We start from the raw sequence: 13,974 nt of genomic DNA, 5'->3' as shown, positions 1-13,974 counted from the left end.
ATTTATGAAAAGATGGCAAGGATTAGTTGAAGAATTTAAAACATATTTACCAGTAAATGAAGAGACACCACAGTTAACATTAAACGAAGGTCATACTCCATTAATATACTGTGAGAACATGTCAGAGATGCTTGGTATTGAATTACATGTGAAGTATGAAGGTGCAAACCCAACAGGTTCGTTTAAAGATAGAGGCATGGTTATGGCTATGGCTAAAGCAAAAGAAGAAGGCAAAAAGATAGTGATTTGTGCCTCTACAGGTAATACATCAGCATCAGCTGCAGCATACGCTGCACGTGCTGGTTTAAAAGCAATCGTAGTAATACCTGAAGGGAAAATTGCTTTAGGCAAATTATCTCAAGCAGTTATGTATGGTGCTGAAATTGTTTCAATAGAAGGCAATTTCGATGAAGCTTTAGAGATTGTTCAGGAAGTTGCTGAAAACGGTGAAATTGCACTTGTAAATTCAGTGAATCCATACCGTATTGAAGGTCAAAAAACAGGTGCCTTTGAAGTAATTCAACAATTAGACGGTGTTGCACCTGATATTCTATCTATACCAGTAGGTAATGCTGGAAATATTTCAGCTTATTGGAAAGGTTTTAAAGAATATCACGACAAACATGATACGCAATTACCTAACATGTATGGATTTCAAGCTGAAGGTGCTTCACCAATTGTACAAAATAAAGTAGTAAAGGATCCTGATACAGTTGCAACAGCAATTAGAATAGGAAACCCTGCAAGTTGGGATAAAGCGACAAATGCATTGAATGAATCTAATGGATTAGTCGACAGTGTGACTGATGAAGAAATCTTAGAAGCATATCAACTTATGGCACGAAAAGAAGGCGTCTTTAGTGAACCTGCAAGTAATGCTTCAATCGCGGGATTAATTAAACTACACCGTTCTGGAAAATTACCAAAAGATAAAAAAGTAGTGGCCGTATTAACAGGTAATGGCTTAAAAGATCCTGATACTGCAATTTCTTTATTAGATAACCCTATTAAACCTTTACCAAATGATAGAAAGAGTATTCTAGACTACATCAAAGGAGCACTATAGCATGAGCGATAGGTTATATTTAAAAATTCCGGCATCTACTGCAAATTTAGGTGTCGGTTTTGATTCTATAGGAATGGCTTTAAATAAATTTTTATATTTAGATGTGAAAGTAAGTGAAAGTAATGTTTGGACATTTAACCATATTGGGCCCAATGTTGAAGGATTACCAACTGATAACAGTCACTATATTTATCAAGTTGCTCAAAAGGTTGCGCGTAAATATAACGTTATGTTACCCAACCTAGAGATAGAAATGAGAAGTGAAATTCCATTGGCGAGAGGATTAGGCTCTTCAGCGTCTGCTTTGGTTGGTGCGCTTTATATTGCTAATTATTTTGGTGACATAGAGCTGTCTAAGTATGAATTGCTGCAACTTGCTACAGAATTTGAAGGACATCCTGATAACGTAGCACCGACGATATATGGTGGTTTAGTACTCGGATATTATAATCCAGATACAAAAGTTACAGATGTGTCTTATATTGATACACCTAAGGTAGATATCATTATCACAATTCCGTCGTATGAATTGAAGACAACTGACTCAAGAAATGCATTACCTGATACTTTTTCACACAAAAAGGCGGTTCAAAACAGTGCAATAAGTAATACGATGATTAGTGCACTCATACAGCACAATTATGAACTCGCTGGCAAGATGATGGAGCAAGATGGCTTCCATGAACCATATAGACAGCATTTAATACCTGAATTCCAATCGATTAAAGCGATTGCTAAACAATACCAAGCTTATGCGACAGTAATAAGTGGTGCAGGGCCTACGGTATTAAATTTAATCGCACCTGAACGAAGTGGGGAGCTAGTAAGGGAATTGAAGCATGAATTTGAAAATTGCCGATCTGAACTTGTTACAATCAACGAATCTGGTGTAGAATCTAAAGTATTGTACCAACATCTTTAATTTGGTGTAGTATAGATTGAAGATGTTGAAAGGAGATAGGCAACATGAGTAAATATAAAGTTATAGTAATGGATATGGACGATACTTTGATGAATGCTGAAAATAAAGTCAGCCCTGAAACAGAATCTTATTTAATTGAGATACAAAAACAAGGGTATAAAGTTATTTTAGCTTCAGGTCGTCCAACTGAAGGTATGCTACCCACTGCGAAATTATTAGAGTTAGATCAACATAATAGTTATGTGATTAGTTATAATGGTGGTCAAACAATCAATGTTCGTGATGAAGCGGTTGAAGTGAGCCGTGCAATAACAAAAGAAAATTTTGATTTAATTGTAGATTTTTGTAGAAAACATGAGTTGTTTGTATTAACTTATCAAGATGGTCACATCATTTATGAAGGTGAACACGAATATATGAACATTGAATCAGAACTTACTGGTTTACCAATGAAACATGTAGATGATATGAAGGCGTATATTCAAACAGATGTGCCTAAGATTATGGGTGTTGATTATGTTTCTAAGGTTTCAGCTATTAACACTGAATTAGATGGTAGTTTCAATGATGCTGTTGATGTTACAACGAGCAAACCTTATTTTTTAGAATTCATGACTAAAGACGTCTCTAAAGGAAATGCAATTATTGCTCTATGTGAGAAATTGGATATAGATATAGCGCAAGTTATCGCATTTGGTGATAGTTCTAACGATATATCAATGCTTGAAGTTGTAGGCTATGCAGTAGCCATGGACAATGCAAATGATGCTGTGAAAGCTGTAGCTGATGAAATTACTTTAAGTAATATTGATAATGGTATTCCACACACTTTACAAAAAATAATAAAATAGAAATAGGCTTGGATTTAAGTCCAGTTTATATTCGTGGTATTTAAAAATCACCAATTCATCGGCATATTAAGCCGTTGAATTGGTGATTTGTTTTATGAATAGAGCATTAAGTATGTTTTCGTATTTATTTTGCTGTATGTGTCCATTCATTTTTACCACGATGTCGTTTAACATGTGCGTATACTTGATCGGCTGCATAATCTAAATTTGTGTAGACTGTAATAGAAAATGCAGATTGATTTTCTTCGAAATCTTCCTCGAGAAATAAATCTTTAAGATGGTTAAAAAGACTTTCCATTTGTGAATGGTCTAAACTACTATACTCCCTTAATGTGCGTTTTATTAAGCGGTTATGTCTATCTTCAAGTGATTGCACAACAATAACGAAGCGTTCCTCAGTTTCTAAAATATCGTCAAATAAATTCGTTTGTCCAATCATAGTTTCCACCTCTAAGTTACGTTTATTATTATAACCTATTATACTATATTTCCCTTCAACTGAAAATATCAATGCTTTATAGATTTGAAATCGTATTGAATTAAATAAACGCTATTTATTATAAAAGAAAAAGCATTGATCCAAGAAACAAATAATTGCTTCTGTGTATCAATGCTGAAATGTTAACTATAATCGTGGCTCTTTAAATCCAATTCTTCTAGTTTAACAATTTTAGTTTTTTTGAAATACTTATGTGCAAAGTAAATAATTGCTAAAATAATCATAGGGAAAATATTTCGGAATAATGCTCCAAAATCACCAGCCATAACAGCGCCAAATGAATTCCCGACAAATAAGAATAGTAAGGAAAGAATTACAATGATTGGTCCTAATGGATAAAATGGTGCTTTATAAGGAAGTACATCATCAGGATTTTTATTTTGTTTTTTAATTGCTGACCGTAATCTTATTTGTGCTAAAATACTGGATCCCCAAATTACAATGACTAAAGAACCAATGATATTAAGTAATGTGAAAATAATGTCTGATTTAAATTGAGCGATAATAATTATTGCTAATACAATGATAAAAGTAGTGAAAAGTGCAGCCATCGGTAATTTTGTAGTTTTATTTAATTTACCTAAGAATCTTGGTGCCTGCTTATCTTCAGCCATTGAGAATAGCATACGACTCGTTGTATAGATACCAGAATTCGCTGCAGATAATAATGCAGTTAAAATTACAGCATTAATTACAGATGCTGCAAATGCAATACCTACACGGTCAAATACAATTGTAAATGGACTTTGTGCTACTGATTCACTTTGGTTCAATAACATTGGATCAGTATAAGGAATAATTGCTGATATGACAGCTATTGATAATACATAGAATAATAAAATTCTCCAAAATACTTGTTTAATTGCTTTAGGCATTGATCGATGTGGATTCGATGATTCTCCAGCTGTTACAGCAACAACTTCAGTACCACCAACAGAGAAACCTGCGACCAGTAATACGCCTAAAAAGCCTGAAAATCCACCCACAAACGGTGCTTCTCCGCTTGTGAAATTGCTTAAGCCATATGTTTTACCGCCTAAGATACCAACAATAGTTAATACCCCAATTACGATGAATACAACAATTGTTATTACTTTGATTAGAGATAACCAAAATTCTGTTTCACCAAAAGCTTTAACTGAAAAAATGTTCAGTAAAAAGAGTAAGCATAAAAAGATAATACTCCACGTCATTGGTGAAAAGAATTGAAAGACATCCCAATAATAAAGTACGCTTGCAGATATAATAATATCAACACTCGTTACGAGTAACCATATTGCCCAATATAACCAACCCATCGTAAAGCCTAATGAACTATCCACGAAACGGGTAGAGTATGAACTGAATGATCCCGAAACAGGATAAAACGTGGCTAATTCACCGATAGACGACATTAAGAAATATAGCATTACGCCAATAATCAAGTAAGCCAATATTGCGCCGCCTGGACCAGCTTGAGATATAACATTCCCAGTTGCTACAAATAACCCGGTACCGATGGCGCCACCAATTGCTATCATTGAAATATGTCGAGAGTTAAGACCACGATTCATATTATTTTGTGCCATAAAAAATCTCCTATAATCTATTGAATTTTATATATACAATCCATTTTAATGCTTTTAAGTGATACAAGCAATGCCTTTTGTGACTTAAAATTCATAAAATATTTAAATATTTAGAAAACTTTCACATATTTCAATGAGACTTTGTTGCTTTTAAAGTTATATTACATTAAAATAAGTGCTAGATAATAATTATTATTATTTAGAAAATCGAGGGGGAATTTTTATGAGTAATGATAAAAAATTGACAAGTCTTTTTGGTGCGCCAGTCTCGGACAGAGAAAATAGTATGACGGCAGGACCTAGAGGGCCATTATTAATGCAAGATTGGTACTTTTTAGAGCAAATGGCTCATTTTGATAGAGAAGTTATTCCTGAACGACGTATGCATGCGAAAGGTTCTGGCGCATTTGGTACGTTCACAGTTACAAATGATATTACAAAGTATACTTCTGCAAGTATTTTTTCAGAAGTTGGAAAACAAACAGAAATGTTTGCACGTTTTTCTACAGTAGCTGGGGAACGTGGGGCAGCAGACGCTGAACGTGATATCCGTGGATTTGCTTTGAAATTTTATACGGATGAAGGTAACTGGGATTTAGTAGGTAATAACACACCAGTATTCTTCTTTAGAGATCCTAAATTATTTGCGAGTCTTAATCACGCAGTAAAACGTGATCCAAGAACGAATATGCGTAGTTCACAAAACAATTGGGATTTTTGGACTTCGTTACCTGAAGCATTGCATCAAGTAACAATTTTGATGTCAGATCGAGGGATTCCAAAAGGTTTTAGAAATATGCACGGTTTTGGTTCTCATACTTATTCAATGTACAATGACAAGGGTGAACGTGTATGGGTGAAATTCCATCACAGAACTCAACAAGGCATTGAAAACTTACAACCTGAGGAAGCAGCAAGTGTTATTGCTAACGATAGAGAATCATCACAACGTGATTTATTCGAAGCAATTGAAAATAAAGATTATCCAAAATGGAAATTATATATTCAAGTGATGACTGAAGAACAAGCAAGAAATCATAAAGATAATCCGTTTGATTTAACTAAAGTCTGGTATAAAGGTGATTACCCACTAATTGAAGTTGGTGAATGGGAACTTAACCGTAACCCTGATAATTACTTCCAAGATGTTGAACAAGCTGCATTTGCGCCAACAAACATTGTTCCAGGATTAGATTTTTCACCGGATAAAATGTTACAAGGTCGTTTATTCTCATATGGTGATACACAAAGATATCGTTTAGGTGCTAACCATTGGCAAATTCCAGTAAACCAACCTAAAGGTGTAGGTGTTGAAAATATTTGTCCATTCAGTAGAGATGGTCAAATGAGAATTTTAGATAATAATCAAGGCGGTGGCACACACTATTATCCAAATAGTGATGGTTCTTTTGAGGATCAACCACAATTTAAAAAACCTGGATTACCAATTGAAGGCGAAGCATATGAATATGATTATAGACAAGATGATGACAATTACTTCGAACAACCAGGTCGCTTATTTAGATTACAATCTAAAGAGCAACAAGAGCGTATATTTGTAAATACTGCAAACGAAATGCAAGGTACTACATTAGAAGTTCAACATCGTCATATCCGTCATTGTTACAAAGCTGACAGTGAATATGGTAAAGGTGTGGCAAATGCATTAGGCATTGATATCAATGATGTAGACATAGAAGCAGCAGACTAAGTTAATATGATGGGTATTAACTTTTAAGATTTTTAAAACTTTAAAGCAGAATTTATAATTAAAGGTAGCTTCCAATATAATGGAAGCTACCTTTTTATGTTATCTCGTTTTAATACCTAAAAAGTTTTGTGAATAAAAATGAAGTTTACCACAATTATTGCACATCAGTGCAATTAATGGAGTTGCATCATTTCCTAATGAAGCTGTTAATAGAGGTGCGAAATAATGACCATTTAAAATTTCGATTTTAGGATGTTCACAATTACAAATACTTTTGTTTTTCGTTTTTGTCGTTATTGAATTAATGATATGACTTTTCTGCTCGTCTGACATGTGGCGATTTTCCATAAAATTCTCCTCCAATAATAGATGGTTATACTATTATAAGATGTTTCACGGTTGATTAGAAGACTGTGCAAAAATTTAAAAGTGACAATTAAGTTGTAAAATGTTAATTAACACTTATTAATGAAAAATAAGATTTGAAAATTATAAAATACGTAGCAAAAGGGCTTATTTACTTGTGATAATCTAATGAAATTTAAAGTTTTAAATTAAAATGAAGGCCTCTTTATTATGAAAAGCCTTAAATAATAGAATAGACAAAAAGATACTTTCAATAAAAATACTTAAAAAAATAAACCAAATGCTTTTATAGCAATTGGTTTATCTAAGTTCTTAGATGTCTCCATTATGGAAACACCTTTATCTCTGGAACTTAACAAATAATTTAAGTTCAGTATTACTTTTAAATATGTCGTATTCAAAAGATAAGGTCTAACATCATATTATTTTGTTTCACGATGTAACGTATATTTATTTAATCTTGGGCAGAACTTTTTAAGTTCTATACGCTCAGGATTATTACGTTTATTTTTAGTAGTAATATAGTTACGCTCGCCAGACTCAGTACAAGCCAATGTAATATTTACGCGCAAAGTTAACACCTCTTTCTTAACAGGAATGATTACGCTTTAAAATTCTACCATATAAATTATGCAATTTCAATTACTTTTCTATAAATATAAATATCTAATAATGAAGAAACAAATGATGTCATTCAAAAAATTGCAATAAAAATTTGAATATGGAACTTTCTGTTTGATTAATGAAAAGGATGTGTTATAATTTAAAACGAAATGATTACGATTTAAAAGGAGAGATACATTATGGCAAAAAAATCAAAAATAGCAAAAGAACAAAAAAGAGAACGCTTAGTCGCTCAGTATTATGAATTACGTCAAGAATTAAAAGCTAAAGGAGATTATGAAGCTTTAAGAAAATTACCGAGAGATGCATCACCGACAAGATTGACACGTCGTTGTAAGGTTACTGGAAGACCCAGAGGTGTTTATAGAAAATTTGGAATGTCTAGAATTGCTTTTCGTGAATATGCGCATAAAGGACAAATTCCAGGGGTTAAAAAATCAAGTTGGTAAATACGACCCAAGTTCGTTTACATTTGTAGTAAAACAATGTATATTATCAATTGGTTAAGATAAATCAAAAAGTTATTGTTCGGAATTTGCTGTAAATATATGTATTTTCCTTGTACAATATTTGAAATCACCATGAAAATCTTACGATTGTATTATTGTTTTATTAAAAATGTTAGGGGTTTGTTAAATTATGAAAATTTTTGATTATGAAGATATCCAATTGATACCAAATAAATGTATTGTTGATAGTCGCTCTGAATGTGATACAACTGTCAAATTTGGTTCAAGAAACTTTAAGTTGCCTGTAGTACCAGCAAATATGCAAACAGTTATGAATGAAGAATTAGCAGAATGGTTTGCGGAAAATAATTATTTTTATATTATGCATAGATTTGATGAAGAAGCTCGTATTCCTTTTACTAAAAAGATGCAAGATAAAGGTTGGTTCGCTTCTATTTCTGTAGGAGTAAAAGAACGTGAATTCGGTTTTGTTGAAAAATTGGCAGCAGAAAATATAATCCCTGACTATATTACAATTGATATTGCACATGGTCATTCAGATTCAGTCATTAATATGATTAAACATATAAAAGCACATATTCCAGAGACATTTGTAATTGCTGGTAATGTGGGTACACCTGAAGGCGTTCGTGAACTTGAAAATGCAGGCGCGGATGCAACGAAAGTAGGTATAGGGCCTGGTCGAGTTTGTATTACTAAAATTAAAACTGGTTTTGGTACTGGCGGCTGGCAGTTATCGGCACTCAACCATTGTAGTAAAGCAGCACGCAAACCAATCATTGCTGATGGTGGTATCAGAACGCATGGAGATATCGCTAAATCAATTCGCTTTGGGGCATCAATGGTAATGGTGGGCTCATTATTTGCAGCTCATGAAGAATCTCCTGGCGAAAGTGTTGAATTAGATGGTAAAATGTATAAAGAATATTTTGGTAGTGCTTCTGAATTCCAAAAAGGCGAACACAAAAATGTTGAAGGTAAAAAAATGTTTGTTGAACACAAAGGTTCTTTACTTAATACTCTAATAGAAATGCAACAAGATTTACAAAGTTCAATTTCGTATTCAGGTGGCAAAGATTTGAAATCATTAAGAAAAGTGGATTATGTAATCGTTAGAAACTCTATTTTTAATGGTGATAGAGATTAGTTTTATAGTGGGTGTATAAAATCAGAAAAATTTTATTATATATAGTTGTTTTTTTAATAATAGTATTAGTCGTTCCAATCCAAGAAACTACACCTCTGACATCATTACAACAACAGTTTAAATCAAAAGTGGACGGTTGGACATCAGAACAATCTACATCTGATGATGCGCTAAAAGTGCCAAGTGAACAAGAATTTGCTGTAAATAATATTCAAATGAATATGACTAAGGATGAAGTTGACAAAAAGTTAGGAGACGCACAACGTGTGACTTCTAATGAGTATGGCACAAATTGGCATACTTACTATTCTGGTGATTATAGATCATTTGTGATGGTGAGTTACATTGATGATAAAGTAAACGCACTTTATAGTAATCAGAATGTAATTTCATCAAAATCAAAAATTAAATATGGAACACCGAAAGAAGTCGTTAGAGATAGATTAGGTGAACCTATTACTGAAAAAGAAAAAGGTCATGTAAAATTTGATGTGCAAGATGATGAATTTGACAATTTTCATGATGATCAAATTTATACAACAGCTTTTTATGACAAACATGAAAACAATAACTTAACTGCACTTCTACAAGTTAGCGAAAAAATGGAAAACCGCTTACAACAACAATATGCTGCACCATCAGAAGGATTGGCACAAAGTTTTGAATTACAAAACTTTGATTTAGTAAACGCTGAGAGAGTCCAACGTGATTTAGCATCGTTAAATTATTCGGCTAGTATTTCTGATACTGCGAGAAAACATAGTATAGATATGGCAGAGCATGACTATTTTAATCATGATAATTTATCAGGCGAATCACCGTTCGACAGATTAGAAGCAGACGGTCATGATTTTAATGCAGCAGGTGAAAATCTAGCTTATGGTCAAACAAGTAGCATTTATGCACACCAAGGTTTAATGAATTCATTAGGACATAGAAAGAACATACTAAAAAAAGAATTCAAAACATTAGGTGTAGGTGTGGACTTTAATGAGGAAAGACAACCTTATTGGACTGAAAATTACAGTGGATAGTGTTTATTGATTGTTATAAGAGGGTATCTTACTATTTGTGAGGATGAATAAGTTATGACAACAAATAAAAAAGATAAAACAGAAGATATACTTGAAAAAGTAAAAGAAGTCTTAGATAAAAAAGACAAAAAATAAGAGGTTGAGCTCATAGCTCAACCTCTTATTTTTGTGAGAGTGTTTTTAAAGGGTTAAATTTATAATTACATTTCTCTAAATAGTCCTACAACTTTACCTAATACAGTTACATGTTCTAAATAGATAGGGTCCATTGTACTATTCTCAGGTTGCAAGCGATAACGTGTCTTTTCTTTATAGAATCGTTTAACAGTAGCTTCATTATCTTCAGTCATAGCAACGATAATATCACCATTTTCAGCGATTGTCTGGCTTCTAACGATTACTTTATCGCCATCTAAGATACCTGCTTCAACCATACTGTCACCAACTACATTGAGAATGAAAATATCACTATTATGAGTTGAAGTGAAGTGTTCGGGTAATGGGAAATACTCCTCAACGTTCTCTACAGCAGTAATAGGTATGCCAGCTGTTACTTTACCGATTACAGGAACGTGGATAGTTTCTTCCATATTTAAAGTATCACCTAATTGTTCTGATACAATTTCAATTGCCCGAGGTTTAGTAGGATCCCTTTTTATATAACCCTTTTCTTCTAACCTTGATAAATGACCGTGAACTGTAGAACTTGATGCTAATCCAACGGCTTCACCAATCTCTCTTACACTTGGCGGATATCCTTTTGAATGAACTGTTTGTTTTATATATTCGAAAATTTCACTTTGTCGCTTTGTTAACTCTCTCATAGTAGGCACTCCCTAGATTAATTTGTTTTTATTATAGCATGCATATATATATATTACAAACGTTTGTTCGTTTCTTGTTGACTCGGAACACGTGTTCTGGTAAGGTATAAATACAAACAAACGTTCTAGGAGTGACTATTAATGATAAAAATATATAAACACCAAATAAAAGCATATATAACAGTGTTATTTGTTACGATGTTATTAAGCGCATTATTTATTATAAGTGCGCATAACAACGCAGAATCAGAACAGACGTACGAAATGACCGATCATCAATTAACGAGTGAACCGGTACAAAGCGAACAATATAACGTGAAAACTGAAGGTAATAGCGAACACGAACACCAACCGGTTATAGCAGCAGTTAAATAACGATCTAAATAGAAGTGATTTGGGAAAGCAAGCATGTTAATAGTAAATAGGGATAAAGTGAGCGAAACGATTTAGTTTCGCTCACTTTTTTGTTATATTTTTTCTAGATTATAAATTACGGAGGTTTACTATGGCTAACAAGGGTGGCGTAGATTTAGAACGTATTAATGAATTAGCAAAGAAGAAAAAGGAACAAGGACTAACTCAAACTGAAGCTAAAGAACAATCTAAGTTGCGCAAAGCTTATTTAGATGAATTTAGAGGCAAGTTCAAACAACAAATTGAAAGTACGAGAGTTATTGATTCAGAAGGAAATGATGTTACACCTAAGAAAGTGAAAAAAATATTAGATTCTAAAGATAAAGAAGATAAAAACTAAATCAATTTTTTGTTAAATAGAAGAAAAGTAATGTATAATGATATTGAATCTTGCTAGAAGAAAGGAAGTCATATTAGATGAATATAGAAAAAGATCAATTAGCGATAGATACGATTAGAGCGTTAAGTATCGACGCTATTGAAAAAGCAAACTCAGGTCACCCTGGATTACCAATGGGCGCTGCTCCTATGGCCTATACTTTATGGACGCGTCATTTAAACTTTAACCCCCAATCAAAAGATTTCTTTGATAGAGATCGCTTTGTATTATCTGCGGGACATGGTTCTGCGTTATTATACAGTTTATTACATGTTTCAGGTAGTTTAGAATTAGAAGAACTTAAACAATTTAGACAATGGGATTCTAAAACGCCTGGTCATCCTGAATTTAGACATACGGATGGCATTGAAGTAACAACAGGTCCACTTGGACAAGGTTTCGCTATGTCAGTTGGTATGGCAATGGCAGAAAAACACTTAGCTGGCAAGTTTAATAAAGATGATGCACAAGTTGTAGATCATTATACTTATGTACTTGCTTCTGATGGTGACTTAATGGAAGGTATTTCACATGAAGCTGCTTCATTAGCAGGTCATAGTCAATTAGATAAGCTTATTGTTTTATATGATTCTAATGATATTTCTTTAGATGGTGATTTAGATAAAGCATTCTCTGAAGATGTAAAAGGTCGTTTCGAAGCATACGGTTGGAAACATATTTTAGTTGAAGACGGTAATGATATCGAAGCAATTGATAAAGCAATTGAAGAAGCGAAGTCTAATGATGTACCTACAATAATCGAAGTTAAAACAATTATTGGTTATGGTGCACCAAACAAACAAGCTTCTCATGGCGTGCACGGTGCACCATTAGGTGAAGACGAAAGAAAATTAGCTTTCGAAAATTATGGTCTAGACCCTGAAAAACGTTTCAATGTGCCTGAAGAAGTATATGAAATTTTCCAACAAAGTATGCTAAAACGTGCTAACGAAAAAGAAGAAGCATGGAATAAACTTGTTGAAGAATATAGCAGTAAGTACTCAGATTTAGCTGAGGAATTCAAACTAGCTATTAGTGGTAAATTACCAGTAAATTATAAAGATGAATTGCCACACTTTGAAGCTGGTCATAGCGGTGCTTCTCGTGCTGATTCAGGTGAAGTAATCCAAGTATTAAGTAAAACAGTACCTTCATTCTTTGGTGGGTCAGCTGACTTAGCTGGTTCTAACAAATCAAATGTGAAGGATGCAGCTGATTTTGACAAAGATACACCAGAAGGCAAAAACATTTGGTTTGGTGTGCGTGAATTCGCAATGGGAGCTGCAGTAAATGGTATGGCTGCACATGGAGGATTACATCCATACGGTGCAACATTCTTTGTATTCAGTGACTATTTAAAACCAGCTCTTCGTTTATCATCAATCATGGGCTTAAATTCAACATTCATCTTTACGCATGATTCAATTGCTGTTGGTGAAGATGGTCCAACACATGAACCAATCGAACAATTAGCTGGTTTACGTGCGATTCCTAATATGAATGTGATTCGTCCTGCAGATGGTAACGAAACACGTGTAGCTTGGGAAGTAGCACTAGAATCAGAAAGTACACCGACATCATTAGTATTAACACGTCAAAACCTTACAACAATGGACTTACCAAAAGAGACAGTTGAAGAGGGCGTACGTAAAGGTGCTTATGTAGTATTTGAATCTGATAAAGAAGCAGAATTCTTATTATTAGCAACTGGATCAGAAGTTAATCTTGCTGTAGATGCAGCAAAAGATTTAGAAGCACAAGGTAAAGGCGTTCGTGTTGTATCAATGCCTAACTGGAATGCATTCGATCAACAATCTGCTGAGTATAAAGAATCAGTACTACCATCATCAATTACAAAACGTGTAGCTATTGAAATGGCTTCACCACTTGGTTGGCATAAATATGTCGGCACGCAAGGCAAAGTCATCGCAATTGATGGATTTGGTGCAAGTGCGCCTGGTGATTTAGTAATTGAAAAATATGGTTTCACTAAAGAAAACGTATTGAATCAAATACAAACATTCTAATTAATACAATTAATTATTTAAATTGTTGGTATGAGAGCGAAAGTTCTCATACCAATTTTTATTATTAGATAT

Annotated in this window: 15 protein-coding genes; 10 read left to right on the top strand and 5 right to left on the bottom strand. The window is 33.5% G+C overall.

Annotation, left to right across the window (positions count from 1 at the left end; genetic code table 11):
- Positions 1 to 4 precede the first annotated feature (4 nt).
- The 3 genes from thrC to NSR03_RS05915 are packed head-to-tail and all read left to right on the top strand — an operon-like array spanning position 5 to position 2,839.
- Entirely contained in the window at positions 5 to 1,066 is a 1,062-nt protein-coding gene (thrC, locus tag NSR03_RS05925; protein ID WP_002507780.1) for a threonine synthase, read from the top strand.
- Between the two features lies 1 nt (position 1,067).
- A complete protein-coding gene (gene thrB / locus NSR03_RS05920; protein WP_021338786.1) occupies positions 1,068 to 1,988 on the top strand; it encodes a homoserine kinase in 921 nt (306 codons plus the stop codon).
- A gap of 44 nt (positions 1,989 to 2,032) precedes the next feature.
- Entirely contained in the window at positions 2,033 to 2,839 is an 807-nt protein-coding gene (locus NSR03_RS05915; protein WP_021338787.1) for a Cof-type HAD-IIB family hydrolase, read from the top strand.
- A gap of 124 nt (positions 2,840 to 2,963) precedes the next feature.
- Here the strand turns inward: NSR03_RS05915 and NSR03_RS05910 are convergent, their stop codons facing one another.
- Together NSR03_RS05910 and NSR03_RS05905 are read right to left on the bottom strand one after the other, a co-directional pair.
- Positions 2,964 to 3,278, bottom strand: coding sequence for a hypothetical protein (locus NSR03_RS05910; RefSeq protein ID WP_002507777.1), 315 nt, complete (start codon positions 3,276 to 3,278; stop codon positions 2,964 to 2,966).
- Between the two features lie 182 nt (positions 3,279 to 3,460).
- Positions 3,461 to 4,906: an amino acid permease gene (locus NSR03_RS05905; RefSeq protein WP_021338788.1), complete on the bottom strand. Its 1,446-nt coding sequence runs from the start codon at positions 4,904 to 4,906 to the stop codon at positions 3,461 to 3,463.
- Positions 4,907 to 5,129: 223 nt separating this feature from the next.
- On the opposite strand from NSR03_RS05905, the gene NSR03_RS05900 reads away from it, so the two are divergent.
- Complete coding sequence (locus tag NSR03_RS05900) at positions 5,130 to 6,617, top strand: catalase (RefSeq protein ID WP_021338789.1); 1,488 nt, start codon at positions 5,130 to 5,132, stop codon at positions 6,615 to 6,617.
- A gap of 99 nt (positions 6,618 to 6,716) precedes the next feature.
- Here NSR03_RS05900 and NSR03_RS05895 read toward each other — a convergent pair whose 3' ends face one another.
- Positions 6,717 to 6,965, bottom strand: coding sequence for a hypothetical protein (locus NSR03_RS05895; RefSeq protein WP_002507774.1), 249 nt, complete (start codon positions 6,963 to 6,965; stop codon positions 6,717 to 6,719).
- 440 nt (positions 6,966 to 7,405) lie between these two features.
- Positions 7,406 to 7,555: a 50S ribosomal protein L33 gene (gene rpmG, locus NSR03_RS05890; protein ID WP_002507773.1), complete on the bottom strand. Its 150-nt coding sequence runs from the start codon at positions 7,553 to 7,555 to the stop codon at positions 7,406 to 7,408.
- Positions 7,556 to 7,786: 231 nt separating this feature from the next.
- Between rpmG and rpsN the strand changes: the two genes are divergently transcribed.
- From rpsN to NSR03_RS05875, 3 genes are all read left to right on the top strand, one after another.
- Complete coding sequence (gene rpsN / locus NSR03_RS05885) at positions 7,787 to 8,056, top strand: 30S ribosomal protein S14 (RefSeq protein WP_021338790.1); 270 nt, start codon at positions 7,787 to 7,789, stop codon at positions 8,054 to 8,056.
- A 190-nt stretch (positions 8,057 to 8,246) separates the two neighbouring features.
- The gene (gene guaC, locus NSR03_RS05880) at positions 8,247 to 9,224 is read left to right on the top strand and encodes a GMP reductase (RefSeq protein ID WP_069820823.1); all 978 of its coding nucleotides are present in this window, start codon (positions 8,247 to 8,249) and stop codon (positions 9,222 to 9,224) included.
- Between the two features lie 11 nt (positions 9,225 to 9,235).
- Positions 9,236 to 10,258 carry a CAP domain-containing protein gene (locus NSR03_RS05875; RefSeq protein WP_002507770.1) on the top strand — a complete coding sequence of 341 codons (1,023 nt, stop codon included), beginning with the start codon at positions 9,236 to 9,238 and terminating at the stop codon, positions 10,256 to 10,258.
- Positions 10,259 to 10,458: 200 nt separating this feature from the next.
- On the opposite strand, the gene lexA is transcribed toward NSR03_RS05875, so the two are convergent.
- Positions 10,459 to 11,082 (bottom strand): transcriptional repressor LexA, encoded by a 624-nt coding sequence (gene lexA / locus NSR03_RS05870; protein WP_002507769.1) that lies wholly within the window; start codon positions 11,080 to 11,082, stop codon positions 10,459 to 10,461.
- A 141-nt stretch (positions 11,083 to 11,223) separates the two neighbouring features.
- Here lexA and sosA point away from each other — a divergent pair, with 141 nt between their 5' ends.
- The 3 genes from sosA (at position 11,224) to tkt (ending at position 13,902) form a co-directional block, all read left to right on the top strand.
- The gene (gene sosA, locus NSR03_RS05865; RefSeq protein WP_002507768.1) at positions 11,224 to 11,457 is read left to right on the top strand and encodes a DNA damage-induced cell division inhibitor SosA; all 234 of its coding nucleotides are present in this window, start codon (positions 11,224 to 11,226) and stop codon (positions 11,455 to 11,457) included.
- A 130-nt stretch (positions 11,458 to 11,587) separates the two neighbouring features.
- Positions 11,588 to 11,836 carry a DUF896 domain-containing protein gene (locus NSR03_RS05860; protein WP_002507767.1) on the top strand — a complete coding sequence of 83 codons (249 nt, stop codon included), beginning with the start codon at positions 11,588 to 11,590 and terminating at the stop codon, positions 11,834 to 11,836.
- 77 nt (positions 11,837 to 11,913) lie between these two features.
- Positions 11,914 to 13,902, top strand: coding sequence for a transketolase (tkt, locus tag NSR03_RS05855; RefSeq protein ID WP_069801469.1), 1,989 nt, complete (start codon positions 11,914 to 11,916; stop codon positions 13,900 to 13,902).
- Positions 13,903 to 13,974: the final 72 nt, after the last annotated feature.

This window comes from Staphylococcus sp. FSL W8-1207, assembly GCF_038003745.1.
GTDB classification, from domain to species: Bacteria; Bacillota; Bacilli; order Staphylococcales; family Staphylococcaceae; genus Staphylococcus; species Staphylococcus equorum.
Note: the sequence above shows the minus strand (reverse complement) of the source record. Positions and strands in the feature narration are given on the sequence as shown.

Coding starts and splice junctions, on each gene's coding strand:
- thrC (WP_002507780.1), top strand. CDS start 5: ATGAAAAGATGGCAAGGATTAGTTGAAGAATTTAAAACATATTTACCA.
- thrB (WP_021338786.1), top strand. CDS start 1,068: ATGAGCGATAGGTTATATTTAAAAATTCCGGCATCTACTGCAAATTTA.
- NSR03_RS05915 (WP_021338787.1), top strand. CDS start 2,033: ATGAGTAAATATAAAGTTATAGTAATGGATATGGACGATACTTTGATG.
- NSR03_RS05910 (WP_002507777.1), bottom strand. CDS start 3,278: ATGATTGGACAAACGAATTTATTTGACGATATTTTAGAAACTGAGGAA.
- NSR03_RS05905 (WP_021338788.1), bottom strand. CDS start 4,906: ATGGCACAAAATAATATGAATCGTGGTCTTAACTCTCGACATATTTCA.
- NSR03_RS05900 (WP_021338789.1), top strand. CDS start 5,130: ATGAGTAATGATAAAAAATTGACAAGTCTTTTTGGTGCGCCAGTCTCG.
- NSR03_RS05895 (WP_002507774.1), bottom strand. CDS start 6,965: ATGGAAAATCGCCACATGTCAGACGAGCAGAAAAGTCATATCATTAAT.
- rpsN (WP_021338790.1), top strand. CDS start 7,787: ATGGCAAAAAAATCAAAAATAGCAAAAGAACAAAAAAGAGAACGCTTA.
- guaC (WP_069820823.1), top strand. CDS start 8,247: ATGAAAATTTTTGATTATGAAGATATCCAATTGATACCAAATAAATGT.
- lexA (WP_002507769.1), bottom strand. CDS start 11,082: ATGAGAGAGTTAACAAAGCGACAAAGTGAAATTTTCGAATATATAAAA.
- sosA (WP_002507768.1), top strand. CDS start 11,224: ATGATAAAAATATATAAACACCAAATAAAAGCATATATAACAGTGTTA.
- NSR03_RS05860 (WP_002507767.1), top strand. CDS start 11,588: ATGGCTAACAAGGGTGGCGTAGATTTAGAACGTATTAATGAATTAGCA.
- tkt (WP_069801469.1), top strand. CDS start 11,914: ATGAATATAGAAAAAGATCAATTAGCGATAGATACGATTAGAGCGTTA.